Source organism: Luteimonas sp. S4-F44 (assembly GCF_022637415.1).
Classification (GTDB): Bacteria; Pseudomonadota; Gammaproteobacteria; order Xanthomonadales; family Xanthomonadaceae; genus Luteimonas.
Genome location: NZ_CP093340.1, coordinates 1,542,801 through 1,568,977, shown reverse-complemented (window position 1 = coordinate 1,568,977; position 26,177 = coordinate 1,542,801). Strand labels below are relative to the sequence as shown.

Annotated in this window: 25 protein-coding genes; 18 read left to right on the top strand and 7 right to left on the bottom strand. The window is 69.3% G+C overall.

Annotated features, from left to right (window positions below; translation table 11 throughout):
* The first annotated feature begins 106 nt into the window (after positions 1-106).
* From MNO14_RS07075 to MNO14_RS07060, 4 genes are all read left to right on the top strand, one after another.
* The gene (locus MNO14_RS07075) at positions 107-1,036 is read left to right on the top strand and encodes a metalloregulator ArsR/SmtB family transcription factor (RefSeq protein WP_241945988.1); all 930 of its coding nucleotides are present in this window, start codon (positions 107-109) and stop codon (positions 1,034-1,036) included.
* On the top strand, positions 1,033-2,127 hold the full coding sequence (locus tag MNO14_RS07070) for a homocysteine S-methyltransferase family protein (protein ID WP_241945987.1): 1,095 nt from the start codon (positions 1,033-1,035) through the stop codon (positions 2,125-2,127). Before MNO14_RS07075 ends, MNO14_RS07070 begins: the two co-directional genes overlap by 4 nt.
* Complete coding sequence (gene metH, locus MNO14_RS07065; RefSeq protein WP_241945986.1) at positions 2,124-4,832, top strand: methionine synthase; 2,709 nt, start codon at positions 2,124-2,126, stop codon at positions 4,830-4,832. The genes MNO14_RS07070 and metH overlap by 4 nt, the downstream gene beginning before the upstream one ends.
* A 72-nt stretch (positions 4,833-4,904) precedes the next feature.
* Entirely contained in the window at positions 4,905-6,320 is a 1,416-nt protein-coding gene (locus tag MNO14_RS07060) for an amidohydrolase family protein (RefSeq protein ID WP_241945985.1), read from the top strand.
* A gap of 67 nt (positions 6,321-6,387) precedes the next feature.
* Here MNO14_RS07060 and MNO14_RS07055 read toward each other — a convergent pair whose 3' ends face one another.
* The 6 genes from MNO14_RS07055 to MNO14_RS07030 form a co-directional block, all read right to left on the bottom strand.
* A complete protein-coding gene (locus MNO14_RS07055) occupies positions 6,388-7,131 on the bottom strand; it encodes a transporter (RefSeq protein WP_241946290.1) in 744 nt (247 codons plus the stop codon).
* 2 nt (positions 7,132-7,133) lie between these two features.
* On the bottom strand, positions 7,134-7,772 hold the full coding sequence (locus tag MNO14_RS07050; protein ID WP_241945984.1) for a DUF2058 family protein: 639 nt from the start codon (positions 7,770-7,772) through the stop codon (positions 7,134-7,136).
* Positions 7,773-7,888: 116 nt separating this feature from the next.
* Complete coding sequence (locus tag MNO14_RS07045) at positions 7,889-8,131, bottom strand: SlyX family protein (protein WP_241945983.1); 243 nt, start codon at positions 8,129-8,131, stop codon at positions 7,889-7,891.
* A gap of 55 nt (positions 8,132-8,186) precedes the next feature.
* Positions 8,187-8,957 carry an FKBP-type peptidyl-prolyl cis-trans isomerase gene (locus tag MNO14_RS07040; RefSeq protein WP_241945982.1) on the bottom strand — a complete coding sequence of 257 codons (771 nt, stop codon included), beginning with the start codon at positions 8,955-8,957 and terminating at the stop codon, positions 8,187-8,189.
* An 80-nt stretch (positions 8,958-9,037) separates the two neighbouring features.
* Positions 9,038-9,952, bottom strand: a complete 915-nt coding sequence (locus MNO14_RS07035) for an FKBP-type peptidyl-prolyl cis-trans isomerase (RefSeq protein ID WP_241945981.1) — start codon at positions 9,950-9,952, stop codon at positions 9,038-9,040.
* A gap of 96 nt (positions 9,953-10,048) precedes the next feature.
* On the bottom strand, positions 10,049-10,576 hold the full coding sequence (locus tag MNO14_RS07030; RefSeq protein ID WP_241946289.1) for a glutathione peroxidase: 528 nt from the start codon (positions 10,574-10,576) through the stop codon (positions 10,049-10,051).
* Positions 10,577-10,772: 196 nt separating this feature from the next.
* Between MNO14_RS07030 and MNO14_RS07025 the strand changes: the two genes are divergently transcribed.
* The 8 genes from MNO14_RS07025 to MNO14_RS06990 all read left to right on the top strand — a co-directional run bounded on the left by MNO14_RS07025 (position 10,773) and on the right by MNO14_RS06990 (position 16,473).
* Complete coding sequence (locus tag MNO14_RS07025) at positions 10,773-11,054, top strand: hypothetical protein (protein WP_241945980.1); 282 nt, start codon at positions 10,773-10,775, stop codon at positions 11,052-11,054.
* A 1-nt stretch (position 11,055) separates the two neighbouring features.
* Positions 11,056-11,427, top strand: coding sequence for a GntR family transcriptional regulator (locus tag MNO14_RS07020; protein ID WP_241945979.1), 372 nt, complete (start codon positions 11,056-11,058; stop codon positions 11,425-11,427).
* Positions 11,424-12,299: an ABC transporter ATP-binding protein gene (locus tag MNO14_RS07015; RefSeq protein WP_241945978.1), complete on the top strand. Its 876-nt coding sequence runs from the start codon at positions 11,424-11,426 to the stop codon at positions 12,297-12,299. The genes MNO14_RS07020 and MNO14_RS07015 overlap by 4 nt, the downstream gene beginning before the upstream one ends.
* Positions 12,296-13,345, top strand: a complete 1,050-nt coding sequence (locus MNO14_RS07010; protein WP_241945977.1) for a hypothetical protein — start codon at positions 12,296-12,298, stop codon at positions 13,343-13,345. Before MNO14_RS07015 ends, MNO14_RS07010 begins: the two co-directional genes overlap by 4 nt.
* 43 nt (positions 13,346-13,388) lie before the next feature.
* Positions 13,389-14,051 (top strand): YggN family protein, encoded by a 663-nt coding sequence (locus tag MNO14_RS07005; RefSeq protein ID WP_241945976.1) that lies wholly within the window; start codon positions 13,389-13,391, stop codon positions 14,049-14,051.
* Between the two features lie 102 nt (positions 14,052-14,153).
* Positions 14,154-15,002 carry a DUF2807 domain-containing protein gene (locus MNO14_RS07000; RefSeq protein ID WP_241945975.1) on the top strand — a complete coding sequence of 283 codons (849 nt, stop codon included), beginning with the start codon at positions 14,154-14,156 and terminating at the stop codon, positions 15,000-15,002.
* A 33-nt stretch (positions 15,003-15,035) separates the two neighbouring features.
* Positions 15,036-15,755 (top strand): YggN family protein, encoded by a 720-nt coding sequence (locus MNO14_RS06995; RefSeq protein ID WP_241945974.1) that lies wholly within the window; start codon positions 15,036-15,038, stop codon positions 15,753-15,755.
* A 43-nt stretch (positions 15,756-15,798) separates the two neighbouring features.
* Positions 15,799-16,473 (top strand): hypothetical protein, encoded by a 675-nt coding sequence (locus tag MNO14_RS06990; protein WP_241945973.1) that lies wholly within the window; start codon positions 15,799-15,801, stop codon positions 16,471-16,473.
* A 73-nt stretch (positions 16,474-16,546) separates the two neighbouring features.
* Here MNO14_RS06990 and MNO14_RS06985 read toward each other — a convergent pair whose 3' ends face one another.
* The gene (locus MNO14_RS06985; RefSeq protein ID WP_241945972.1) at positions 16,547-17,962 is read right to left on the bottom strand and encodes a class II fumarate hydratase; all 1,416 of its coding nucleotides are present in this window, start codon (positions 17,960-17,962) and stop codon (positions 16,547-16,549) included.
* Between the two features lie 127 nt (positions 17,963-18,089).
* On the opposite strand from MNO14_RS06985, the gene purB reads away from it, so the two are divergent.
* From purB to sucB, 6 genes are all read left to right on the top strand, one after another.
* On the top strand, positions 18,090-19,472 hold the full coding sequence (gene purB / locus MNO14_RS06980) for an adenylosuccinate lyase (RefSeq protein WP_241945971.1): 1,383 nt from the start codon (positions 18,090-18,092) through the stop codon (positions 19,470-19,472).
* A 102-nt stretch (positions 19,473-19,574) separates the two neighbouring features.
* Positions 19,575-20,087 carry a DUF3060 domain-containing protein gene (locus MNO14_RS06975; RefSeq protein ID WP_241945970.1) on the top strand — a complete coding sequence of 171 codons (513 nt, stop codon included), beginning with the start codon at positions 19,575-19,577 and terminating at the stop codon, positions 20,085-20,087.
* 114 nt (positions 20,088-20,201) lie between these two features.
* Positions 20,202-21,407: a cupin domain-containing protein gene (locus MNO14_RS06970; RefSeq protein WP_241945969.1), complete on the top strand. Its 1,206-nt coding sequence runs from the start codon at positions 20,202-20,204 to the stop codon at positions 21,405-21,407.
* Between the two features lie 81 nt (positions 21,408-21,488).
* Entirely contained in the window at positions 21,489-21,719 is a 231-nt protein-coding gene (locus MNO14_RS06965) for a hypothetical protein (RefSeq protein ID WP_241945968.1), read from the top strand.
* Between the two features lie 204 nt (positions 21,720-21,923).
* Entirely contained in the window at positions 21,924-24,764 is a 2,841-nt protein-coding gene (locus MNO14_RS06960) for a 2-oxoglutarate dehydrogenase E1 component (RefSeq protein ID WP_241945967.1), read from the top strand.
* A 45-nt stretch (positions 24,765-24,809) separates the two neighbouring features.
* Entirely contained in the window at positions 24,810-26,054 is a 1,245-nt protein-coding gene (sucB, locus tag MNO14_RS06955) for a dihydrolipoyllysine-residue succinyltransferase (protein WP_241945966.1), read from the top strand.
* The last annotated feature ends 123 nt before the right edge of the window (positions 26,055-26,177 follow it).

The following is a 26,177-nucleotide window of genomic DNA, read 5'->3' as shown; positions in this document are numbered from 1 at the left end:
CCGCGCGGCCGCAAGGTGGCCGGCACCCCAACGCGGGATGCGCTCGGCTTGACCGCACCCCGCCCCGCGCCGAAAATTATCTCTGTATCGCGATATGGAGATATTCATGGACCTGGAAGCCTGGTCGGCGCGGCTCAAGACCCTCGCCGATCCGACCCGCGTCCGGCTGCTGGCGCTGCTCGAGGTCGAGGAACTGACGGTGGCCGAGCTGTCGTCGATCACCCGCCTCGCGCAGCCGCGCGTGTCCACGCACCTGGCACGCCTCAAGGAAGCCGGCCTGGTCCGCGATCGCCGCGCCGGCGTGTCGGCCTACTACCGCTTCGACGACGCCGCGCTCGACCCGGCGCAGCGCGCATTGTGGCAGGCGCTGAGCACCGGCAGCGACGATCCGCTGCTGCGCCAGGACGCCGAGCGTATCCCGTCGGTGCTGGCAATGCGCGCCGCCGACCAGAACTGGGCCGACAGCGTGGCCGGCGACATGGAGCGCCACTACTCGCCCGGACGGACTTGGGAGGCATTGGCGCGCTCGGCACTGCCGTTGCTCGAGACAGGTGACGTGCTCGACATCGCCTCCGGCGATGGCGTACTCGCCGAGCTGCTGGCGCCGCACGCTCATCGCTACGTCTGCCTCGATGCGAGTTCGCGGGTGGTCGCCGCGTCGGCCGAACGCCTTAAACGCTTCCGCAACGTCGAAGTCCGCGAAGGCGATATGCACGCGCTGCCGTTCGACGACGCCAGCTTCGACCTTGTCGTGCTGATGCACGCGCTGACCTATGCCACGCGCCCGGCGCAGGCGGTCACCGAGGCCGCGCGGGTGTTGCGCCCTGGCGGGCGGCTGCTGCTGTCCAGCCTGGACAGACATGGCCACGAGGCGGTCGTGCAGGCCTACGGCCACGCCAACCTGGGCTTCCCGGACAAGGAGCTGCGCCGTTTCGTCACCAAGGCGGGACTGGAGATCCACAGCGCCGAGACGGTGACGCGCGAGAAGCGACCACCGCACTTCCAGGTGATCTCGATCATCGCGAGAAAGCCGTGACCTGGCTGCATCCCGACCGCGTCGCCGCGCTCGAGGCCGCGCTCGCGCAGCGCATCCTGGTGCTCGATGGCGGCATGGGCACGATGATCCAGCAGCACGGGCTGACCGAGGCCGATTACCGCGGCACGCGCTTCGCCGACGGCTTCGATGCCCTGCACGCCGCCGACGGCCATGCCCACGGCGCCGGCTGCGGCTGCGAGCCCGCCGACCAGCGCGGCAACAACGACCTGCTCACGCTGACCCGTCCTGACATCATTGGCGACATTCACGCCGCCTATCTCGAGGCCGGCGCCGACATCGTCGAGACCAATACCTTCAACTCGACCGCGGTGTCGCTGGCCGATTACCGACTGCAGCACCTGGCGCACGAACTCAATCGCGAGGGCGCCGCGCTCGCGCGCGCGGCCTGCGATGCCGCGCAGGCGCGTACACCGGCGCAGCCGCGTTTCGTTGCCGGCATCCTCGGCCCGACCAGCCGCACCGCGTCGATCAGCCCCGACGTCAACGATCCGGGCTTCCGGGCGGTGACCTTCGAGGACCTGGTACGCATCTACCGCGATGCCGCCCACGGCCTGATCGAAGGCGGCGCCGACGTGCTGATGGTCGAAACGGTATTCGACACGCTCAATGCCAAGGCCGCGCTGTTCGCGGTGGAGACGGTATTCGACGATCTCGGCGGCCGGGTGCCGGTGATGATCTCGGGCACGATCACCGATGCTTCGGGACGTACGCTGTCCGGACAGACCGCCGAAGCGTTCTGGTACTCGCTGCGCCATGCGCGGCCGCTGTCGATCGGGCTCAATTGCGCGCTCGGCGCCAAGGACCTGCGCCCCCACGTCGACACCCTGGCGCAGATCGCCGAAGTCCATGTGTCCTGTCATCCCAACGCCGGCCTGCCCAACGCCTTCGGCGGTTACGACGAAACGCCAGAGGACATGGCCACGACACTGCGCGAGTTCGCGACCGCCGGGCTGCTGAACATCGTCGGCGGCTGCTGCGGCACCACGCCCGCGCACATCCGCGCGATCGCCGACGCGGTGCGCGACGTCGCGCCGCGCACGCCGGTCGCCCACCGGGCCGACGCCGCATGAGCGTGCCCGCAGGCCAGTCGTCCACACCGCGCTTCACCCGCCTGTCGGGCCTCGAGCCGCTGGTGATCACCCCGGAGTTGCTGTTCGTCAATGTCGGCGAGCGCACCAACGTCACCGGCTCGGCCGCGTTCCGCAAGCTGATCCGCGAGGACCGCTACGCCGAGGCGGTGGAGGTCGCGCGCCAGCAAGTCGAGGGCGGCGCGCAGATCCTCGACGTCAACATGGACGAGGGCATGCTCGATTCGGAGCGGGCGATGACCACGTTCCTGAACCTCATCGCCGCCGAACCCGACATCGCGCGCATCCCGGTGATGGTCGACTCGTCGAAGTGGAGCGTGATCGAGGCCGGCCTGCGCTGCCTGCAGGGCAAAGGCGTGGTCAATTCGATCTCGCTCAAGGAGGGCGAGGCGACGTTCCTCGCGCAGGCGCGCAAGGTGCTGCGCTATGGCGCGGCGGTCGTGGTCATGGCCTTCGACGAGGCCGGCCAGGCCGATACCCGTGCGCGCAAGGTCGAGATCTGCACCCGCGCCTATCGCCTGTTGACCGAGGTCGTGGGCTTTCCGCCCGAGGACATCGTGTTCGATCCGAACATCTTCGCGATCGCCACCGGCATCCCCGAGCACGACAACTACGCAGTCGACTTCATCGAGGCCACGCGCGAGATCCGCGCCACGCTGCCGCATTGCCACGTCTCGGGTGGCGTGTCGAATGTCTCGTTCTCGTTCCGCGGCAACGAGGTCGTTCGCCAAGCGATCCATGCGGTATTCCTGTACCACGCGATCGCGGCCGGCATGGACATGGGCATCGTCAACGCCGGCGCGATGCCGATCGTCGACGAGCTCGATCCCGAACTGCGCGCGTGCGTCGAGGACGTCGTGCTCAATCGCCGCGCGGATGCGACCGAGCGGCTGCTCGAACTGGCCGAGCGTTACAAGGGCCGCAAGGGCGCGGCCAAGACCGAGACGCTGGCCTGGCGCGAAGCGCCGGTCCAGCAACGCCTGACCCATGCGCTGGTGCACGGCATCGACCAGTACGTCGATGTCGACACCGAGGAGGCGCGGTTGCAGTTCGCCCGACCGCTGGAGGTCATCGAAGGGCCGCTGATGGCCGGCATGAACGTCGTTGGCGATCTGTTCGGCGCCGGCAAGATGTTCCTGCCGCAAGTGGTCAAGTCGGCGCGGGTGATGAAGAAGGCGGTCGCCTGGCTGCTGCCGCACATCGAAGCCGAAAAGGCGCGCACCGGCGATGCCGGCAAGTCCAACGGCCGCATCGTGATCGCGACGGTCAAAGGCGATGTGCACGACATCGGCAAGAACATCGTCGGCGTGGTGCTGGCCTGCAACAACTTCGAGGTCGTCGACCTGGGCGTGATGGTTCCGGCGCAGACGATCCTCGACAAGGCGCGCGAGGTGCAGGCCGATGTCATTGGCCTGTCGGGGCTGATCACCCCGTCGCTGGAAGAAATGAGCCACGTCGCACGCGAAATGAAGCGCCAGGGCTTCGCGCTGCCGTTGCTGATCGGCGGGGCGACCACCTCGCGGGCGCACACCGCGCTGAAGATCGCGCCGCACTATGGCGCACCGACTGTCTGGGTCAAGGACGCCTCGCGCGCCGTCGGCGTGGTGCAGTCGCTGATCAGCCCCGAGCTGCGGCCCGCCTTCGTCGCCGCCAACGATGCCGACTACGCCGAGATCCGCGCGCGCCACGCCAACCGCGGCGACGCCAAGCGGCTGGTCGCACTGGACAAGGCGCGTGCCCAGGCTTTCGACGGCGGCTGGGACACCTATGTGCCGCCGGCGCCGCGCCGGCCCGGCCTGCACGTGTTCGACGACTATCCGCTCGACGACCTGCTGCCGGTCATCGACTGGACCCCGTTCTTCAATGCCTGGGAACTGTTCGGCAAGTACCCGGCGATCTTGAGCGACGAGGTCGTCGGTACGCAGGCCAGCGAGCTGTTTGCCGATGCACAGGCGATGCTGCGCCGGATCGTCAAGGAAAAATGGCTCACCGCAAAAGCGGTGTTCGGGCTATGGCCGGCGACCCGCGTCGGCGACGATGTCGACGTCATCGTTCCCGAGCGCGGGCGCGTCCGCCTGCACTTCCTGCGCCAGCAGGTCGACAAGCCGGTCGAGCGGCCGGACTTCTGCCTGGCCGACTTCATCGCGCCCGCCGACCGCGGCGTGCAGGACTGGATCGGGGCGTTCGCGGTCACCGCCGGCATCGGGATCGAGCCGCATGTCGCGCGTTTCGAGGCCGCGCACGACGACTACAACGCGATCCTACTCAAGGCGCTGGCCGACCGTCTGGCCGAAGCGCTGGCCGAACGCCTGCACCAGCGTGTGCGCACCGACTACTGGGGCTACGCGGCCGACGAGGCGCTCGACAACGACGCGCTGATCGGCGAGCAGTACCGTGGCATCCGCCCTGCCCCCGGCTACCCGGCCTGCCCCGAGCACAGCGAAAAGCGCACGCTGTTCGACTTGCTCGGTGCCGAGGCCAACACCGGCATGACGCTGACCGAGAGCTTTGCGATGCTGCCCACCGCGGCGGTGTCGGGCTACTACTTCAGCCATCCGCGCAGCCAGTACTTCGTCGTCGGCCGCGTCTCCAAGGAACAGGTGAACGACTACGCCAGGCGCAAGGGCGTGCCGCTGGCGCAGGCCGAACGCTGGCTGGCCTCGAATCTGGACTACGACCCGGATTGAGCGTCCAGCTGCGCATGCCCGTCACGACCGTCTCGCTATCTTGTGCACCTGATTCGCGCTGAGGATCCCATCATGCTTCGACGCCGTACCGCCGGCGCCCTGGCGCTGGCCGCGATCGCCGGCCTGGCCGCCGCCTGCAGTCCCGTCACCGGTCCATCCGCGACCACGCAGGCCGATGCGCCGCCCTCGCCGCCGCCGATCGTGATCGTGATCGAGCATGCGCGCGTATTCGACGGCGAGCGTGACCTGGGTGAGGTCACGCTGGTGATCCGCGATGGCCTCATCGCACGCGTCGCGCAGCCCGATGCCGACGACCTGCCCGCCGATGCCGAGCGCATCGACTACCGCGGCCGGTTCATCGTGCCGGGCCTGGTCAATGCCCATGCACACGTCGGCAATACCGAAGGCACCGCCCACGGCGACCGCTTCTACACCCGCGCGCACGTCGTGCGCGACCTGCGCCAGTTCCAGGCCTACGGGGTCACCACGGTGATGTCGCTGGGCATGAACGGCGCAGCCTTCGGCGACATCCGCGACGCCGTCGCGGCCGACCCGTCGCTGGGCGCGCAACTGCTGGGCGCGGGCGGCGGCATCGGCGTGCCCGACGGCGCGCCGCCGGCCGCGAACATGGGCTTGGTGCACGATCCGGTCGCGCGCCCGGCGAGCGCTGCCGAGGCCCGTGCCGCGGTCCGCGCGCAGGCCGAAGGCGGCGTCGACATCGTCAAGCTGTGGGTCGATGCCCTCGGCGGCCAGGTGACACCGATGGCGCCCGAGATCTATCGCGCCACGATCGACGAGGCCCATCGCCAGAAGCTGCTCGCCGCCGCGCATATCCACGACCTCGCACCGGCCGCCGACCTCGTCGCCGCGGGCCTGGACATCGTCGCCCACGGCGTGCGCGACCGGCCCGTCGACCCGGCGTTCGTCACTGCGCTGCGCAGCTCGGATACCGGCTACATCGCGACGCTGCAGATCGACGAGGCGAACTACATCTACGCCGAGCATCCCGAGTGGCTGCAGACGCCCTTCCTGCGCAACGCGCTGCCCGAGGCGGTGCGCGCGCAGTGGTCCGACCCGCAGTGGCGCGCCGACACACTGCGCGATCCGCAGACCACGAAGGCCCGCGCCGCGCTCGCCACCAACCTGCGCAATCTGTCGACGCTGCGCGAGGCCGGCGTCCGGATCGGCTTCGGCACCGATGCTGGCGCGCTACCGCGTCGCGTGCCGGGCTTTGCCGAACATCGCGAACTCGAACTGATGATGCAGGCCGGCTTCAGCCCACAGCAGGCGCTGACCGTGGCGACCCGCGATTCGGCGCACCTGCTGCGTCTGGACGACCGCGGCCTGCTGCAGCCGGGCCGACGCGCGGACTTCATCGTGGTCGCGGCCGATCCGCTGGCCGATATCCGCAATCTGCGCACGATCGAAGCGGTCTGGCAGGCCGGGCGCAAGGTCGCAGGACCGGTTGCCGACTACCGCGCGCCTTGAGCCCGCGCGCCGAGTCAGGCGTCGCTTGCGGCGCGCCGCGCGGTCAATGACGCCGATTCGGCGCCTTTCAGCGGAACCCGACCGCCACGCCGAAGCCGCCCTGCCAATCGGGCGCATCCCCACCGACACCGCGTAATACCGACAGGTCGAACTGCAGCTGCGGTCGCGGACGCCAGGTCAGACCGCTGCCGACGACTGTCCCGGCCTGCGTCCCGCCGCCGACGCCCGCCTCGACATAGCCGGCGAGCGTGCCGGCCTCGAACAGGTCCAGGCTCGGCGCGACCTGCCAGCCGCTGCCGTCGTCGTCATGTTGGTAGCCGGCGAACAGCGCGTAGCCGCGCCCGCCCTCGGTCTCGCCCTCGACCGACGCACCCAGACTGCGCAGGTGGGTGTCGGGACGCAGCCCGCGCGATCCGGTCGCCAGACCGTAGCGCGCCAGTAGCGCCCAATCGAGCGCGCCCGTGCTGGGCAATGCCCACTTCAAGCCGACACTGCTGTCACCCGCCCCCTCGGACACCTGCCGTGCGCCGCCGCCATCGCGCATCGACATGCGTTGCCACGGCGTCGCCGACAGTTGCAGTTCCAGCGATGCCCCCAGGCCCACGCGCAACGCACTGCCCGCGGTCACTTCGGTGGTGCGCACGCCGTCGTCGCGATTACGCTCAAGATCCGGCAAGCCCTGCTCCCAGGCCACTTGGCCCGGCGCGAGCACCGACGCCGAGAACCCGATGCCCGGCCGGTCGAACGCGATGTCCTGCGCGCAGGCGCCGCCGACCGGCAGCAGCATGAGATACAACCCGACAGCGCGCATGCTCACCATACGAGGTCGTCGGGCACCTGGTACTGGGGATCGCTGTAGGGGTCGTCGCCCGCTGGCGCGGACGGGTCCACCTTCAGCGCGACCGCCTGCGCGAAGATCGTCTCCGCCTCGGCCAGTACCGCCGCGGTCACCAGCAGGTATCGGCCGTTGACCTGCACCACACCAAGCTCGCCGGCGTTGAGCGCGCGCAATTGCTCGGCATCGACATGGATCCGCTTGATCTTGCCGCCATACTCGAAATGCCGAGCGATTTCGGCATCGGCGCGGTTGAGCGCCTTGTCCTTGACGAACGCCTCGAGCCTGGCGCGCGCCTCGCGGCGCAGTCGGGCCTCTTCCTGCCGCTGACGTTCGGCCTCGATGCGCTCGTCCTTCTCGCGCTGAGCGCGGATCGCATAGGCCTTGGCCAGGTCGATGTCCTCACGCGGTGGGCGCGGCTTGCGCGGGCCCTGCGCATCGCGTCGCCCCGGCGGCCGTGCCGCTCCGTCCTGGCGCACGCTCTCGGCACGCTTACCGCCACCGCGGCGCTCGTCCGGACGTCCCCGACGCTCGTCGCGCCTCGGTGGCGGCTTGGCCGGTTTGGCAGGCGCCTTGAAACCCAGACCGAGCAACTGGTCACGCAGGGTATCGCTCATGGAGGAAGGACCTCGCCGGGAACAGGAACAGGAAACACGGTGAACAACGCAACAGCGGCGACAGACGCCGACCGGACAGGCAGGCCCGACACTGGGTTTTCGATCATGTTGGCACGTCAGTAATGCGGCGGGGGCGGCTCCTGCCCCGGGTCCGGAAACTGCACCGTACGCGCCTGGCGCAGGTCGTCCATGACCCGGCGCAGCAGACCGGTCTGGGCCACGAGCTCGAGCCGCGCAGCGGCGAGCGCGTCGTTGAGCTCGGAGATCGTGTGCTCCTGGAAGGCCAGCCGCGTCTCCAGCTCGGTCACCCGCTGCTCCAGCGCCGCATGGGCCTGGGCGTCGATGAGGGCACCGGTCATCGCGCGGCATCTCCACCGTCGCGACGCGGCGATGCACGCCGCGACGGTGCGTGGATCACTTGACGATGTCCTGCAGCTCGACCTCGAAGACCAGCGCCTGGTTCGGGCCGATCGGGCCGGTGCCCATCTCGCCGTAGCCCAGCTTGGCCGGGATCCACAGCTCGTACTTGCTGCCGACCGGCATCAGCTGCAGGCCTTCCTGCCAGCCCGGGACCACCTGATTGAGCGCGAACTGCGCCGGCTCGCCGCGGTCGTAGGAGCTGTCGAAGGTCTCGCCGTTGAGCAGCGTGCCCTTGTAGTGCACGCGCACGGTGTCTTCGGGGCCGGGCTTGGCGCCGGTGCCCTGGGTGACGACGCGGTACTGCAGGCCCGACGCGGTGGTCTGCACGCCTTCGCGCTTGCCGTTCTCGGCGAAGAACTTCTCGGCCTCGGCGGCGTTGGCCTTGGCCTTCTCCTGCATTTCGGCCTGTTGCTTGGCCTGCATGCGCTCACCGAAGGACTGCATCACCTTCATCGCCTGCTCGTCGCTGATCTCGATCGCCTTGTCGTCCAGCGTCTCGGCGATCGCGCGCTGCAGGGTCTTGAGATCGATCTCGTCCTTGACCTGCTTGAGCGACTCGCCCATCTGGTTGCCGATGATGTAGCTCACCTGCTCACGCTCGGTCTTGAGGCCGGCGATCTCGGTGCCGCTGGCGGCTTGCTCGCCGGCATCGGCAGCACCTTGGACTGGCTTGCCGGTCTCCTTGTCGATCGGCTTGCAGGCGATCATCGCCAGCGGCAGCACGGCCACCAGGCCGACGAGGGCGATACGCGATGTGGTCTTCATCTTGGTAAGGACTCCGGGGAAAATTGCGGGAATTGAGTGTACGAACGCGGCAACAACACGCCGCAGGAATGGAAACGCGATCAGAGAATGTCGATCAGTTCGACGTCGAACACCAGCGTGGCGTTGGCGGGAATATTGGGCGGGCTGCCCTTGGGCCCGTAGGCCAGGTCGCCCGGGATCCAGAACCGGTACTTGCCGCCGATCGGCATCAGCTGCAGGCCCTCGGTCCAGCCGGCGATGACCTGGTCCAGGCCGAATACCGCAGGGGCGCCGCGTCCATAGGAACTGTCGAACTCGGTGCCGTCGAGCAGCGTGCCACGGTAATGCACGCGGACGCGATCGCCCGCCCGCGGGCGCGGTCCCTGCCCTTGCCGCTCGACGCTGTACTGGATCCCCGATGCGGTCGCAAACACACCCGGCTTGCCACGGTTGCCGGCCATGAACTCTGCACCGGCGCGGCGATTGGCCTCGGCGGCGTTGGCGGCGCGGGCCTGGGTCCGGCCCGCCATCGCCTCGCGGATCTGTGCGATACGCGCCTCATCGAGCGTCGGCGGCCGGCCTGCGATGGTGTCGGCGACCGCACGCGCCAGCGGCGCAACCTCGATCTCGCCCTTGAGCGGCGCGAGCGATCGGGCGATATCCACCGCCACCATCTGGCTGACCTTGGTCGTGTCGACCGCGGGCGGCTCACTGCCCGGCGGCAGGCCCGGCACCGGGCGACCGCTGCGCGCGGCGATGCGCTGACCCAGCGCCACGCCGAGCTGGCGGGTCTCCTCGGGCGACAGCGACGGCGGCTTGCCGTCGAGCGCGTTCGCAAGCGCCTGCTCGAACACGCGTATGTCCAGGTCCGCGCCCACTTGGCCCAGCGAGCGGCCGACATCCAGGCCGACCACATAACTGGTCTGCGCACGATCGGCGGCCGGCTCAGCGGCGCCGGCCTGGGCACCGACGGCGATCAGCAGCGCCACAACGCCGGCGCGCATCAAATTGGACATCCGTTGGTTCTCCTGCCCGGTCGGGCGATACAGCCAATTATTGTCGCGGCCAGCGCGGCGCGGAGCAATCGCGACCGGCGGCGACTCAGATGCGCTTCAGCGCGCGGCCGGGCGCGGCGCCTGCAGCGCCCGCTCGATGGCGGCGACGATCTGCGGGTCGTCAGGCTTGGTCCGGCTGCCCCATTGCGCCAGCACCCGGCCATCGCGCCCGATCAGATACTTGTGGAAATTCCACTGCGGCGCCTGCCCGGTCGCCTCCGCCAGTTGGCGGTACAGCGGCACCGCGTCCGGCCCGACCACGTGCACCTTCTGGAACATCGGGAACTTCACCCCGTAGGTCAGCGTGCAGAAGTCCTGGATCGCCTGCTCGTCCTCGAACTCCTGTTCCTTGAAATCGCCCGACGGAAATCCCAGCACCGCAAAGCCCTGCGCGCGATAGCGCGCGTGCAGGGCTTCGAGCGCCTCGAACTGCGGCGTGAAGCCGCATTTGCTGGCGGTGTTGACGATCAGCAGCACGTCGCCGCCATAGGTCCGCCGCAGATCGACCGGCTCGCGTCCGGCCAGTGGTCGGAACTGGTGGCCGAGCAGGTCGGGGGCGGTCGGCGCCGATTGCGCGATCGCCATTGAAGCGGCCAGCAGGCCCGCCGCACAGGTCGCCAGGATCAGGGACAGGTGGATCTTCCGCATCGCGCACTCCTGTGAAGGCGCCGGCCTTCGTATGCCATCAGTTGGGTGGACGTCCGCGCCCCGAGGCATTGACACCCCCTGCCGTGGTGTTATAGTTGCCTACAACACCTACCCACCAGAGCAGGACGGTCCCATGACCCGCAGGCTCCAGACCCCGATCATCGCATGTGGCGTTTCCGCTGCGGCCCTGTGCGCCGTGCTGCTGGCCGCCGCCCCTTCGCTGTCGGCCGGCCACGACGCCGCCGCGTCTGCCGCAGGCGGACTCGACGTCGCGACCACGGCCGTCGCGCGCGACGTCGCCATCGGCGATGCCGAACCGCAGGATGCTGCGCCGCGCAGCCGCAGCCGGCGTGGCCGCAGCGCGATCGCGATGCCCTACTTCTCATTCGCCCGGGGCACCGGTGGGAGAGGCTGACATGGCCAACATCGAATGGAGCGACGGCGCCCCGATCTATCGGCAGCTCAAGGAGAGGGTGATCGCGATGATGCTCGACGGCGTGCTCAAGCCCGGCGACGCGCTGCCCTCGGTGCGCCAGGTCGCCGCCGAGTACCAGCTCAACCCGATCACCGTTTCGCGCGCCTACCAGGAGCTCGCCGACGAGGCGCTGGTCGAGAAGCGCCGCGGCCTGGGCATGTTCGTGACCGAGGAAGCGTCCCGCAAGCTGCGCACCAGCGAGCGCGAACGGTTCCTGCACGAGGAATGGCCGCTGGTCTTGGAACGGATCGAACGCCTGGGGCTGTCGGCCCGGGATCTGCTGCAATCCATCGGCAATGGAGCCAATGCATGAACGCCGTGCTCGACGCCCCCGTCATCTCCGCGCGCAATCTCGACAAGACCTACAAGGGCACCCGCGCCCTGGCCGGCGCCAGTTTCCAGATTCCCGCCGGCCGCATCGTCGGGCTGATCGGCCCCAACGGCGCCGGCAAGACCACCGCGCTCAAGGCGATTCTCGGTCTGATCCGCTGCGATGGCGACCTGTCGGTGCTGGGCCGTGACCCGCGCCGAGAGCGCGATGCGCTGATGAACGATGTGTGCTTCATCGCCGACGTCGCAGTGCTGCCTCGCTGGATGCGGGTCCGCGATGCGATCGATTTCGTCGAGGGCGTGCACCCGCGTTTCGACCGGGCACGCTGCGAGCGTTTTCTGGCCAACACCAAGCTCCGTCCCAAGCAGCGCGTGCGCGAGATGTCCAAGGGCATGATCGTGCAGCTGCACTTGGCGTTGGTGATGGCGATCGACGCTCGGCTGCTGGTACTCGACGAGCCCACGCTCGGCCTGGACATCCTCTACCGCAAACAGTTCTACCAGCGCCTGCTGGAGGACTACTTCGATGAGCAGAAAACCATCATCGTCACCACCCACCAGGTCGAAGAGATCGAACACATCCTCACCGACGTGCTGTTCATCCGTGACGGCCGGATCGTGCTCGACGCACCGATGGACGATGTCGCCGAGCGCTTTGTCGAGGTGCTGGTCGAGGCCGACCAGCTCGAGGCCGCCCGCGCCCATCGCCCGATCGACGAGCGGGCCCTGCCGTTCGGCAAGACCGTGATGCTGTTCGACAACGTGCCGGCTGCCGCGCTGGCGGCCTATGGCGAGACCCGCACGCCCGGTCTGGCGGATCTGTTCGTGGCCACGATGAAGGGAGCCTACGCATGAATGCCACCGTCGACACCGTCGTTGCGCCCGCACCTGCGCGCACGCCGCCGCACGCCACCCACCGGTTCCGGCTACTGCTGCGCCGCGAGTACTGGGAGCACCGCGGCGGCATGCTGTGGGCACCGCTGATTGCGGGTGGCCTGTCGCTGTTGCTGTCGGTGGGCCTGCTGATCACGATGATCTTCGTCACGCGCCGCCAGATCGCCAACGGCTCGCGGATCGAGTACGAAGGCGTCACCATCAACGGGCTGGACCTGGGCGCGTTGGCCAACCAGCTCAGCGGCGACGACCTGCGCGAACTCGCCGACGGCCTCTACGCCACCCTGCTGATGTCGGCCGCCTGGCCGTACCTGGTGATGATCTTCGTCGCGTTCTTCTATTGCCTGGGCGCGCTCTACGACGACCGCCGCGACCGCAGCGTGCTGTTCTGGAAGTCGCTGCCGGTATCGGACACCGCGACCGTGCTGTCGAAGGTCGTCACCGCCGCGTTCGTGATCCCGGCGATTTCGACCGCGATCGCCATTGTCGTCATGTTGCTGTTCCTGACGGCGCTGAGCGTGGCCGCCGCGGCGCACGGCGCCAACCCGCTGCCGCTGTTGTGGGGCAATGGCATGGCCTTCTTGCTCGCCGCGCAGTTGGTCGCCGCGATCCCGGTGTATGCCGCGTGGGCACTGCCGACCATCGGCTGGCTGCTGCTGTGCTCGGCCTGGGCGCGCAGCAAGCCGTTCCTGTGGGCCGTGCTGTTGCCGCTGGCGGTCGGCGCCGCCGCGTCGATGACCGGGCTGCTGCAATTGATCGGTCTGGACCGCCACTGGCTGTGGGGCAACGTGATCGCGCGGCTGCTGCTGGGCACCGTGCCGCTGACCGGTACAGACCTGTCGTACCTGCAGCACGCCGCGGCCGGCGGCGACCGGATTACCAACCTGCTGAGCGTGACCGGGATCTACGCGAACTTCGCTACGCCCTCGATGTGGATTGGCATCGTGGCCGGCGCCGTGATGATCGCGTTGGCGATCCGATTGCGCCGCTGGCGCGAGGAAGGCTGACCCCGCTTCGAATCTGCCATCACGACCGCAAGGAGCCTCCGTCATGAAGTCCGCCGCCTGCTTCGCCATCGCCACGCTCACTCTGGGCCTGTCGTCTGCCGCCTGGTCCGCACCACCGCAGGAAGGGGTGCGCGACGAAGTGCGCCGCGAACTCGCCGACGCTCGGCAGGAGATCCGCACCGAGCTCGCCAACGCCCGCGCCGAACTGGAGACCGAGAACATCGACGTCGGCGACAGCCTCCAGTTCGGTCGCGACGGACGCCGCAAGCGTGACGGCGACACCAAGCTGCCGCACGCCGCGATCACGCCGCGCGGCGACTTCCTCATCGATGGCCGCCCGGTGGCCATCGACGCCCACCAACGCCAACAGCTGCTGGCCTACCGCGGCCTGGTCCTCGAGATCGCACGCGCCGGTATCGATATGGGCGAGGTCGCAGCCCTGGCGGCCGTCGACGCCGTGGACCGGGGCGTGTTCGGGCTCATGGTCAGCGCGATGACCGGCAGCCTGGAGCGCCGCATCGAGCGGACCGTGCGCCAGACCGTGGAACCGGGCGCGTTGCAGATCTGTGCGCGCATGCCGGCGCTGCACGCGGCCGAGCAGCAACTGGCGGCCGACCTGCCGGCATTCCGTCCCTATGCACAGCGCGAGGCCCGTGAGGCCGATGCCTGCCGCGACGAGGTACGGCGCAGCTTCGCATCGCGCTGATCGGTCCGTGGCGCCTGTCGCGTCGCGCCGGGCTGCCCCGCCCACCCACGCGCCTGCACCGGCACTCGACGACTGCCCGGCTTACGTCACAGGAGATTTTCGATGCATACCTCTTCTTCCCGCGCGTCCGCTCTCGCCTTCCTGGTTGCTCTGCTCGCCGCGCCGCTCGCGGCCCACGCCGACGATGCTCCGCAGTGCCGCCACACCGAGCCGCGCGAGCTCGCGATGGACTTCGACGGCGTTCGTGTGGTCCGCTTCGAGACCGGCAACAGCAGGCTGCGCATCGACGGCGCCAGCCGCCCCGATGCCACACTGCGCGGGCGCGTCTGCGCCTCGAGCGCGTCGGCGCTGGCGTCACTGACGATCGACGCCAAACGCGCGGGCGAGGTACTGACGGTGACGCTCGGACGCACCACCACCGGCGGCCTGTTCGGCAGCCGCTATGCCTATCTGGATGTCGCGGGCCAGGTGCCGGCCGACGCGCTCGTCCAGGTGGTCGTCGGTTCGGGCGATGCGTGGGTGACCGGTGTCGCGGCAGCCAGCGCCGACGTCGGTTCCGGCGATGCCGAGCTGCGACGGATCGCCGGACGCGCGACGGTCAAGACCGGCTCGGGCGACATTCTGGTCGAGGACGCGGGCGAGTTGAAACTGTTGTCGGTGGGCTCGGGCGACGTCGTCGCGCGCGGCATCCGCGACAGTGTCGAAGTCGGCAGCATCGGTTCGGGGGATGTCGAGTTGCACCGTATCGGCGGCGACATTCGCATCGGCAGCATCGGCTCGGGTGACGTCGAGATCCGGGACGCGGCCGGCAGCGTGCGCGTCGGCTCGATCGGGTCGGGCGACCTGGACGCGCAACGCGTCGACGGCGACCTGACCGTCTCGTCGAAGGGCAGCGGCGACATCGTGGTACGCGAGGTGCGCGGCACCGTCGATCTCCCACCCAAGCGCTGACCTTCTGCCCTTGCCCATTTCAGGAGCCGCACCATGATCCGCCTTCTTCGCTCGAACGCACTTTCCGTGGCGCTGCTGCTCGCCTGTGCCGCCGCACTTCCGGGCTGCGGCCGCGATCCCGGCCCTGCGACCGACGAGGCCACGACGGCCGCGGCCGACGACGGCTTCGTCGCCCGCACCGCGCGCCGCGCACTCGACGCGGCCCGGACCGAAATGGCCGAGAGCAACGTCGACATCGGCGGTAAGGGCAGCGGAGGGGTCGAGATCAACGGGGTGCGCGTCGGCGACAAGGACGGGCGGACCGCACATCTGCCCAAGGCCGAGATCAGCCCGGCGGGCGACCTGTTGATCGCAGGCAAGCCTGCGACCATCGACGCGGCCCAGCGCGAACTGCTGCTCGCCCACCGCGCGCATATCCTGGCGATCGCCGATGCCGGCATCGCGATCGGCGTGCAGGGCGCGCGGCTCGGCGCGGACGCCGCGAAGGGCGCCATCGCCAGCGCGCTGTCGGGCGAGTCCGATGCCTTCGAGGCGCGCATGAAGGCGGAAGGCGCGCGAATCGAGGCCGAGGCGCGCAAGCTGTGCGACCTGCTGCCGCCACTGCTCCAGTCCCAGCAGTCGCTGGCGAGCGCCCTGCCGGCGTTCCAGCCCTACGCCACGATGACCGCCACCGACATCGATGACTGCCGCAAGGACGCCGCAGAGCACGGCGGCGCGGCGGTGGAGGCCGCGGCCGGCGAGACGACCCCGTAGTTCCGGTTCGGGCCACCGAGCCGCCCCAAGGAAGGCGCGTCCCATGCATGCCGACATCCCGCACCGTCTCGATGCGATCGAGCGCCGCCATCGTCTCGCGGTGTTCGGGCTGGGCGCCGTCTGCCTGCTGTTGGCGGGCGCCTGCATCGCGCTCTGGCTGCGGCCCCCGGCAACCGAATTGCCGGACCACGTGCGGCTGCGTGAACTGGTCGTCGTCGACCCGGCAGGCATCGAGCGCGTGCGCATCTCCGGCGACCTGCCCGACGCCGTGATCGACGGCAAGCGCGTCGATCGCGGCAGCGCGGCGGCAGGCGTCATGCTCTACGACCGCAGCGGCCAGGAACGGGGCGGCTACGTGACCTGGGACGAAGGCGACAACATCGGCCTGACCCTCGACGGCCGCGAACGCCAGAGTGCGCTGTTCGTCGCCGGACCTGACGGCACGGCCGCGCTGCAGATCTGGCACGGCGGCCGGATGCTGGACCTGCGCGCGGACGCCGACGGCGCGCGTCTGAGCCAGTCGGTCGACGGCCGCGTGCAATTGCAGCTGCCGGAGGTGGCCGCGTTGTCGGCATCGACCTGCACGCTGTTCCGCGGCGGCCTCGCCGATGAAGTGCCCGGCGGTCTGCCGCCGGCGCAGGTGCGCGGCATCTGCACCAGCCGCTTCAGCGAGGCTGCCTGCAGCGCCTGCCTGGGAAGCGATGACACCGCGCAGTAGCGGCCCCCACTGGGCGGGCGCCGCCGCGCCCCCCCGCCGGCCGCCGGTTCGGCGGGCGATCGCCCGTGCCGGACTACCCGCCCCCGCCCGCGCCCTCGTGGATGCCGCCCCGGGTCAACGCGGCCGGATCGAGCAAGGCCCGCAGGTCGGCGGCCGACAGCCCGCTGTCCTCCAGCGCGACATCGAGCACCGGCCGCTCTTCCTTGTAGGCGCGCTTGGCGATCGCCGCCGCCTTCTCGTAGCCGATGATCGGATTGAGCGCGGTGACCAGGATCGGGTTGCGCGCCAATGCGGCGTCGACATTGCCGCGACGGACCTTGAGGCCGGCGATCGCCTGGTCGGCCAGCAGCCGCGACACGTTGGCCAGCAACTGGATCGAGTCGAGCAGGTTGGCCGCGATCAGCGGCAGCGCGACGTTGAGCTGGAAATTGCCGGTCTGCCCGGCCACCGTGATCGCGGTGTGGTGGCCGATGACCTGGGCGGCGGCCATGACCGTCGCCTCGGGAATCACCGGATTCACCTTGCCCGGCATGATCGAACTGCCCGGCTGCAGCGCCGGCAGCTCGATCTCGCCCAGGCCGCCGAGGGGGCCGGAGTTCATCCAGCGCAGGTCGTTGGCGATCTTGATCAGCGCGACGGCCAGCGCATTGAGCTGGCCCGACAGTTCCACCGCATCGTCCTGGGCCGCGATGCCCTCGAACTTGTCATCGGCCGATTCGAACCGGGTCCGGGTCAGGGTCGACAGCGCGCGCGCGACCTTGCGACCGAACTGCGGGTGCGCGTTGATGCCGGTACCGATCGCGGTGCCGCCGATCGGCAGCCGGCGCAACCGCTTGAGGGTGTCGTCCAACCGCGCCTGGGCGGAGGCCAGTTGCGACGCCCAGGCGCCGAACTCCTGGCCGAACGTCAGCGGCATCGCGTCCATCAGGTGCGTGCGCCCGGTCTTGACGATTTTCCGCAACGACTTGGCGCGCCGCTCGATCGTGCGCCGCAGGTGTTTGAGCGCCGGCTGCAGGTCTTCGACCACCGCCAGTTGCGCCGAGACCCGGATCGCGGTCGGCACCACATCATTGGAACTCTGGCCGAGGTTGACGTGGTCGTTGGGATGCACCGGGCGGCCGGCCTGCGAGGCCAGCGTCGCGATGACCTCGTTGGCATTCATGTTCGACGAGGTGCCCGAACCGGTCTGGTAGATATCGATCGGGAAATGCGCGTCGTGCGCCCCGTCCGCGACCTCGAGCGCGGCGGCGCGGATCGCCTTGCCCAGCCGGCCCGGCAACAGGTCCAGGCCGGTGTTGACGTCGGCGGCGGCGGCCTTGATCAACCCCAGTGCGCGAATGAAGCCGCGCGGCATCGGCCGGCCCGAGACCGGGAAGTTCTGCACCGCGCGCTGGGTCTGGGCGCCCCACAGGGCGTCGGCGGGGACCTGCAGGTCGCCCATGCTGTCGTGTTCGATCCGGAACGCCGGGGCGTTCGCTGACGTGCTCATTCGTTCGGCTCCTCGTGAGGGAAAGGGTCCGGCTGGCGTGGTCGCTGGCGGATGGGACGGTCCTGCGCAGGATACGCGAGCGCCATGCAGGCTAAAATGACGGCTTGTCCCGCCGCGCCCCCGTCCAATGACCGACTCCCGCACCGCCGATGCCGCCCTGCTCGCCCTGTCCCCGCTCGATGGCCGCTATGCCGGCAAGGTCGATGCGTTGCGGCCGATCTTCTCTGAGTACGGCCTGATCCGGGCGCGTGTGCGGGTCGAGATCGAGTGGCTGATCGCGCTGGGCGATGAGCCGGGCATCGCCGAGCTGCCAGCGTTCGACGCCGCGGCGCGCGCGACGCTGCACGCATTGGCCGAGGACTTCTCGGTGGCCGATGCCGCGCGCGTGAAGGAGATCGAGCGCACCACCAACCACGACGTCAAGGCGGTGGAGTACTTCATCAAGGAACGGCTCAAGGACAATGCGGCGCTGGCGCCGGCGCTGGAGTTCGTGCATTTCGCCTGCACCAGCGAGGACATCAACAACCTCGCCTACGCGCTGATGCTCAGCAAGGCGCGCCAGCACGTGCTGCTGCCCACGCTCGACCGGCTGATCGCGACGCTGCGCGACATGGCGCATGCGCACGCGGCGCTGCCGCTGCTCTCGCGCACCCACGGTCAGACCGCCTCGCCGAGCACCGTCGGCAAGGAACTGGCGAACGTCGTCGCGCGACTGCAGCGCCAGGGCGAACAGCTCGCAGCCGTGCCGCTGACCGGCAAGATCAACGGCGCAGTCGGCAACTACAACGCCCACGTCGCCGCCTATCCGGACATCGACTGGCCGGCGTTCTCGCGCCGCTTCGTCGAGTCCTTGGGTATCGAGTTCAACCCCTACACCACCCAGATCGAGCCGCACGACTGCATCGCCGAGATTGCCGATGCGACCCGCCGTATGGGCACGATCGGTATCGACCTGTGCCGCGACGTGTGGGGCTACATCTCGCTGGGCTATTTCAAGCAGGCGCTCAAGGACGGCGAGATCGGCAGCTCGACGATGCCGCACAAGGTCAACCCGATCGACTTCGAGAACGCCGAGGGCAACTTCGGCATCGCCAATGCGCTGTTCGAGCATTTCGCCGCCAAGTTGCCGATCAGCCGCTGGCAGCGCGACCTCACCGACTCGACGGTACTGCGCGCCTTGGGCACCGCGTTCGGCCACACCCAGATCGCGCTCGATGCGCTGCTGCGCGGGCTGGGCAAGCTCAGCGCCAATCCCGAGCGCCTGGCGCAGGACCTGGACGCGGCCTGGGAAGTGCTGGCCGAGGCTGTGCAGACGGTCATGCGCCGCCACGGCCTGCCCAATCCCTATGAGCAGCTCAAGGCGCTGACTCGCGGCCAGGGCATCACCGCCGAATCCATGCGCGCGTTCGTCGACGGCCTCGAACTGCCGGAGGCCGACAAGGCGCGGCTGCGTGCGCTCACGCCGGGGGCCTACACCGGCCTGGCCGAGCCGTTGGCCCGCGCGATCTGATCTTCCGCACGGCGCGCGCCTGTCGGCGCGACGCCGCCTGCACGCACCGCAGCGCAGGCTGCGGTCATCCAGCCCCCTGTCAGGCTTCCCATGCGCCGCTCCGTGTCCCGCCCGGCCGCCGTCCTCTCGCTCCCTATCGTCGCTGCGGCCCTCGTCGCCTGTGGCGGGCCTGCCGACGAGGCGACATCGAGGTCGGTCGAGGACGCGCCGCCGGCCGCGTCCGGCACGTTGCGCGATCCTGCCAGTGGCGCCATGTGCGCCGGCCAGGATGTGCAGGTAAGCCGTGACGACTTCCACATCGTGCTCGACGGGACCTGCGGCGACGTCGTGGTGACTGCGTCCCGGGGCGCGATCAACGTCGACCATGCCACCTCGCTCCGGGTCGAGGGCGACCATGTCACTGTCCTCAATCGCCGCGTCGGCGATGTCGTGGTGACCGGCAGCGACAACGCGCTCAATCTCACCGAGGCCGGCAACGTGAAGATCGGCGGTGATCGCAACACCGTGCTCGCCCGCAATGTCGCGTCGGTCGAGTTCGAGGGCGTCAGCAATACGGTCAACCCGAGCAACACACCCGACGTGCACGACGACGGCCAGGACAACCGCGTGCTGTAGCCGCTACGCGCAGTGCGGGCCATCTCCGGCAGGCCGCCGCCTGCCCGAAAGCGCCCGCCGCGTCCATGCGCGCACGCAATGCGCGGCCCCGAGTGATCACGTACGCTTGCGCGCATGAAAGCCCTCCCCTTCGAAATCGATGCCGGCCGCCACGGCCCGCTCGGCATGCCCCCTGCCCGCTTCCTGCGCGACTACTGGCACAAGCGCCCGTTGCTGATCCGCAACGCATTCCCAGGCTTCGAATCCCCGCTGCAACCCGAGGACCTGGCCGGCCTGGCCTGCGAGGAACTGGCGCTGTCGCGCTTGATCCGCCACGACCGCGCCAACGACGGCTGGCAGGTCGAGACCGGCCCGTTCGACGAGGCCATTTTCCCGGGCCTGGGCGACCGCGACTGGACGCTGCTGGTCCAGGACGTGGACAAGTGGGACGCCGACGTCGCAGCGCTGCTGCCGCACTTCTCGTTCCTGCCGCGCTGGCGCATCGACGACATCATGGTCAGCTTCGCCGCGACCGGCGGTTCGGTCGGCGCGCACGTCGACCACTACGACGTGTTCCTGCTGCAGGGCCTGGGCCATCGTCGCTGGATGATCGACGCCTCGCATGCACTCGGCCGTGGTCTGCCGCCGCAGGATTTCCGCGACGACGTCGAGCTGAAGCTGCTGCGCGAGTTCACGCCGACCCACGACTGGGTGCTCGGTCCCGGCGACATGCTCTACCTGCCGCCGATGGTGCCGCATCACGGCGTGGCCGAGGACGCCTGCCTGACACTGTCGGTGGGCATGCGGGCGCCGTCGGCCGCCGAACTGATGGGCGACTACATCGACACGCTGGCCGCCGAGGCCGACGATGCGGTGCGCTACCACGACGAGACACTGACGCTGCCCAAGGACCCCAACGAAATCGACGCGGCGACGATGGTCCGCGTGGTCGAGGCGCTCAACACCATCCGCATGCGTGATCCCGACCAGTTGGGCGACTGGTTCGGCCGTTTCATGACCGGCTACCGCAACGCCCACCAGGTGGTCGCGGGCGCCCCCCCGCCGCCGTCCGACGAGGTCGATGCGCTGCTCGCCGACGGCCGGGCGGTGCTGCTGCGCAATCCGTTCTCGCGCGCCGCCTGGCGCCGTGCTGCGCGCGGCGCACGGCTGTTCGTCTCGGGCGGCGAGTTCGCGCTGTCGATCCGCGACGCCCAGCGCCTGGCCGCCGCCGCCCGCATCGACGCCGCCGACCACGCCGCGCTGTCGCCGGCGGGACGCGCCGCGGTCTACGCCCTGCTCGAACAGGGCCACTACACCCTGGCCCGTCCCGAGGACGCGTGAGCGCGCCGGCGTCGCTCCGGGTCTTCCCGATCGCGAACGACGCCGACCGGGCCGCCGCCCCTGGCCGCGCTGGCGCAACGAATGCCGAGCGCGTTCGCAATCCGCGAGGTCGACACCGCGCCCGACCGCGACTTCGTCGGTGCCTGGCTCGTCAACGACGCCGGCGGCTTCGTCGTCCGCCCGCTCGCGCACCGGATCCGGGATGAAGCGGCGACCACGCTGCCTGGCCGCGCACGTCGGCTGGTGCAGGCGTTCGACACGGTGTGGGAGCGTTCACGTCCGGCGACCGAGCTGCGCACGCTCGGCCTTTAACTGCGACCCACCGCACAGGTGCGCGGCGCATGCCGCTTCCACATGGCGCGATCGCGTGTCGGCGCCCGGCCCATGCGGCCGCGCGGGGTGCATCGCACCGGAGGACACGCGTATACTGTCGTGACCTCCCTGGCCGCCAGATTCCGGCTTTTTCCGGCATTCCGGCACGCCGCCCCCCTCCCCAAAGAGTCCGAATCGCCAGACGTGGACAGTCTCCTGAAGCAGTTTGCGCAGTCGTCGCAGTTCGGCGCCAATGCCGCCTATATCGAAGACCTGTACGAGCAGTATCTCGTGGACCCCGACAGCGTCGGGACGGACTGGAAACAGTGGTTCGACACGTTCAAGGGCCGCGAGGCCGGTGACGTGCCGCACTCGGCGGTGCTGTCGGCGGTCGCCGACGCCGGCCGGCAGGCTGCGCGCGGCGTGGTCCAGGCGCAGGCCTCGGGCGCGGGCGATGAACGCGAACGCCACGTCGGCCGGCTGATCACCGCCTACCGCTCGCGCGGCCACCTGGGCGCCCGGCTCGACCCGCTGGACATGACCCCGCCGGTCAACCCGCCGGACCTGGGGCTGCCGTTCCACCAGCTCACCGAAGCCGACCTCGACGACGAGTTCAGCACCGGTGGCGTGGGCGGCCAGCCGCGGATGAAGCTGCGCGACTTGCTGGCGCTGCTCAAGGCGACGTACGCCGGTCCGATCGGCGCCGAGTTCATGCACATCCCGGACTTCGAGCAGCGCAACTGGCTCTACACCCGGCTCGAGAACGCCGGCGGCCGGTTCGCGCGCAGCCCCGAGGAGAAGAAGCGCATCCTCGAGCGGCTGACCGCGGCCGAAGGCCTGGAACGCTACCTGCATACCAAGTACGTCGGCCAGAAGCGCTTCTCGCTCGAAGGCGGCGACGCGCTGATCCCGCTGCTCGACAACGTGATCCAGCGCGCCGGCAAGGACGGCGTCAAGGACATCGTCGTCGGCATGGCCCACCGCGGCCGTCTCAACGTGCTGGTCAACACGCTCGGCAAGAATCCGCGCCGGCTGTTTGACGAGTTCGAGGGCAAGTTCGAACACCAGGACGACGATCGCGCCCACACCGGCGACGTGAAGTACCACATGGGCTTCTCGGCCGACCTGGCCACGCCTGGCGGTGCCGTCCACCTGGCACTCGCGTTCAACCCCTCGCACCTGGAAATCGTCAACCCGGTGGTTGCCGGCAGCGTCCGTTCGCGCCAGCACCGCCGCCGCGACACCGAGCGCAAGGTCGTGTTGCCGGTGCTGCTGCACGGCGACGCGGCGTTCGCCGGCCAGGGCGTGAACATGGAACTGTTCCAGATGTCGCAGGCCCGCGGTTTCGCGGTCGGTGGCACGGTGCACGTGGTCATCAACAACCAGGTCGGCTTCACCACCAGCGACCGCCAGGACGCGCGCTCCACGCTGTACTGCACCGATGTCGCCAAGATGGTCGGCGCCCCGGTGCTGCACGTGAACGCGGACGATCCCGAAGCCGTGGTGTTCTGCGCCGAGCTGGCCTACGACTTCCGCCAGACCTTCGGCAAGGACGTGGTCATCGACCTGGTGTGCTACCGCCGCCACGGCCACAACGAGGCCGACGAGCCGGCGGCGACCCAGCCGCTGATGTACCAGGTGATCCGCAAGCACAAGACGCCGCGCGAACTCTACGCCGCGCGGCTGACCGCCGAGGGCGTGCTCGCCGAGGCCGACGCCAAGGCGATCGTCGACCGCTACCGCGACAAGCTCGACGCGGGCGAGGTGACCGTGGAGCTGGCCGACGTCAAGCCGTCCGACTACCAACTGACGATCGACTGGGATCCCTATCTCGCCGGCCGACTGAGCGACACGCTCGACACCACGGTGTCGGTCGACAAGCTCAAGTCGCTGGCCAAGACGATCACCACCCTGCCCGACTCGGTGCACCTGCACCCGCGCGTGGCCAAGATCTACGAAGACCGCCGCAAGATGGCGGCCGGCGAACTCCCGGGCGACTGGGGCTTTGCCGAGAACCTGGCCTACGCGACCCTGCTCGATGCCGGCAACCGGCTGCGGCTGGTCGGCCAGGACAGCGGCCGCGGCACGTTCTTCCACCGCCACGCCGTGCTGCACGACCAGCAGGACGGCGATGACTACATCCCGCTGCGCCAGCTGGTGAAGAACCCCGAGGACGCCACGATCATCGACTCGCTGCTCAGCGAGGAGGCGGTCATGGCATTCGAATATGGCTACGCATCGTCCGAGCCGGGCACGCTGTGCATCTGGGAAGGCCAGTTCGGCGACTTCGCCAACGGCGCCCAGGTGGTCATCGACCAGTTCCTGTCCTCGGGCGAGGCCAAGTGGCAGCGCCTGTGCGGCCTGGCGCTGTTCCTGCCCCACGGCTACGAAGGCCAGGGCCCCGAGCACAGCTCGGCCCGCCTGGAGCGCTTCCTGCAGCTGTGCGCGCTCGACAACATGATGGTCTGTGTGCCGACCACCCCGGCGCAGGCGTTCCACATGATCCGCCGGCAGCTGTGCATGACCACCCGCAAGCCGCTGGTGGTCATGACGCCGAAGTCGCTGCTGCGCCACAAGCTGGCGGTGTCGACGCTCGACGAGCTTGCCAACGGCGAATTCCAGCACCTGATCCCGGACAACGACGCCGATCCGGCCAAGGTCAAGCGCGTGGTCGTGTGCTCGGGCAAGGTCTATTACGACCTGCTGGAGGAAGCCCGCAAGCAGTCGCTCGACAACGTCGCACTGGTCCGCGTCGAGCAGCTCTACCCGTTCCCGCGCGCGCTGCTGACCGCCGAGCTCGAACGCTTCTCCAAGGCCACCGAAGTGGTCTGGTGCCAGGAAGAGCCGCAGAACCAGGGCGCGTGGTACCAGATCAAGCACCACCTCGAGTTCTGCTCGGGGCCCAACCAGTCGCTGCACTACGCCGGCCGCGCACGCTCGCCCTCCCCGGCCGTCGGTCATTTCAACGACCACGTGGCCGAACAGCAGCAGCTCATCGCCGACGCGCTGGTCAACGACCTGGCCGGCAAGGTCCTGTCCGAATAGTTTCCGCTCGCATCCCCACATTCCACGCTTTTCCCAGGAAGCCACATGGCCACTGAAATCAAAGTCCCGGTTCTGCCCGAATCCGTGTCCGACGCCACCATCGCCACCTGGCACAAGAAAGCCGGCGATGCGGTCAGCCGCGACGAGAACATCGTCGATCTGGAGACCGACAAGGTCGTGCTCGAAGTGCCCTCGACCGTCGATGGCGTGATCAAGGAGATCAAGTTCGAGGAAGGCGCGACGGTCAACAGCCAGCAGGTCATCGCGATCATCGAGGAAGGCGCCGCCGCAGCCGCGCCGCCAGCCGCCGAGTCGGGCAACCAGGACAAGGAAGCCCCGGCTGCCGGTGCCGAGGAAGTGCAGTCCAAGCCGCAGGCCAAGCAGGCCGACGACAAGGCGCCGTCCTCGACCAAGCCGCAGTCGGTGGCTGGCGGCAAGACTGCCGACCTGCCCCCGGGCGCGCGCTTCACCGCCGAAAGCAAGGGCATCGACCCGTCGCAGGTCGAAGGCACCGGCCGTCGTGGCGCAGTGACCAAGGAAGACCTGCTCAACTACGCCGCCGGCAAGACCCCTGGCGTGTCGGGCGGCGCACGTCCCGAAGAGCGCGTGCCGATGACCCGCATCCGCAAGCGCATCGCCGAGCGCCTGATGCAGTCCAAGGAGTCGATCGCGATGCTGACCTCGTTCAACGAGGTCAACCTGGGCAAGGTGATGGCGTTGCGCAAGGAACTGGGCGAGCAGTTCCAGAAGGAACACGGCATCAAGCTCGGCTTCATGAGCTTCTTCGCCAAGGCCGTGGCCAACGCGCTGCAGCGCTACCCGATCGTCAACGCCTCGGTCGATGGCGACGACATCATCTATCACGGCTATGCCGATATCTCGATCGCGGTCTCGACCGACAAGGGTCTGGTCACGCCGGTGCTGCGCAACGTCGAGCGCATGGGCTTTGCCGAGATCGAACAGGGCATCGCCGAGTACGCCAAGAAGGCGCGCGACGGCAAGCTGGGCCTGGACGACCTGCAGGGCGGCACGTTCACGATCACCAATGGCGGCACCTTCGGCTCGCTGATGTCCACGCCGATCGTCAACCCGCCGCAGTCGGCGATCCTGGGCATGCACGCGATCAAGGAGCGCGCGATCGTCGAGAACGGCCAGGTCGTCGCCGCTCCGATGATGTACATCGCGATCTCCTACGACCACCGCATCATCGACGGCAAGGACGCGGTGCTGTTCCTGGTCGACATCAAGAACCAGCTGGAAAATCCGCATCGCATGCTGCTCGGGCTCTGAGCCCGCGCATGCGATGCCGCGATTGGCGATGCGTGCGCGCTGATGCCCGCCTGCCGCCGGTAACGGCCGGCGTCGGGATCACTGCACGCATCGGGCCTGTGCCCTTTCCAATCGCGAATCCCC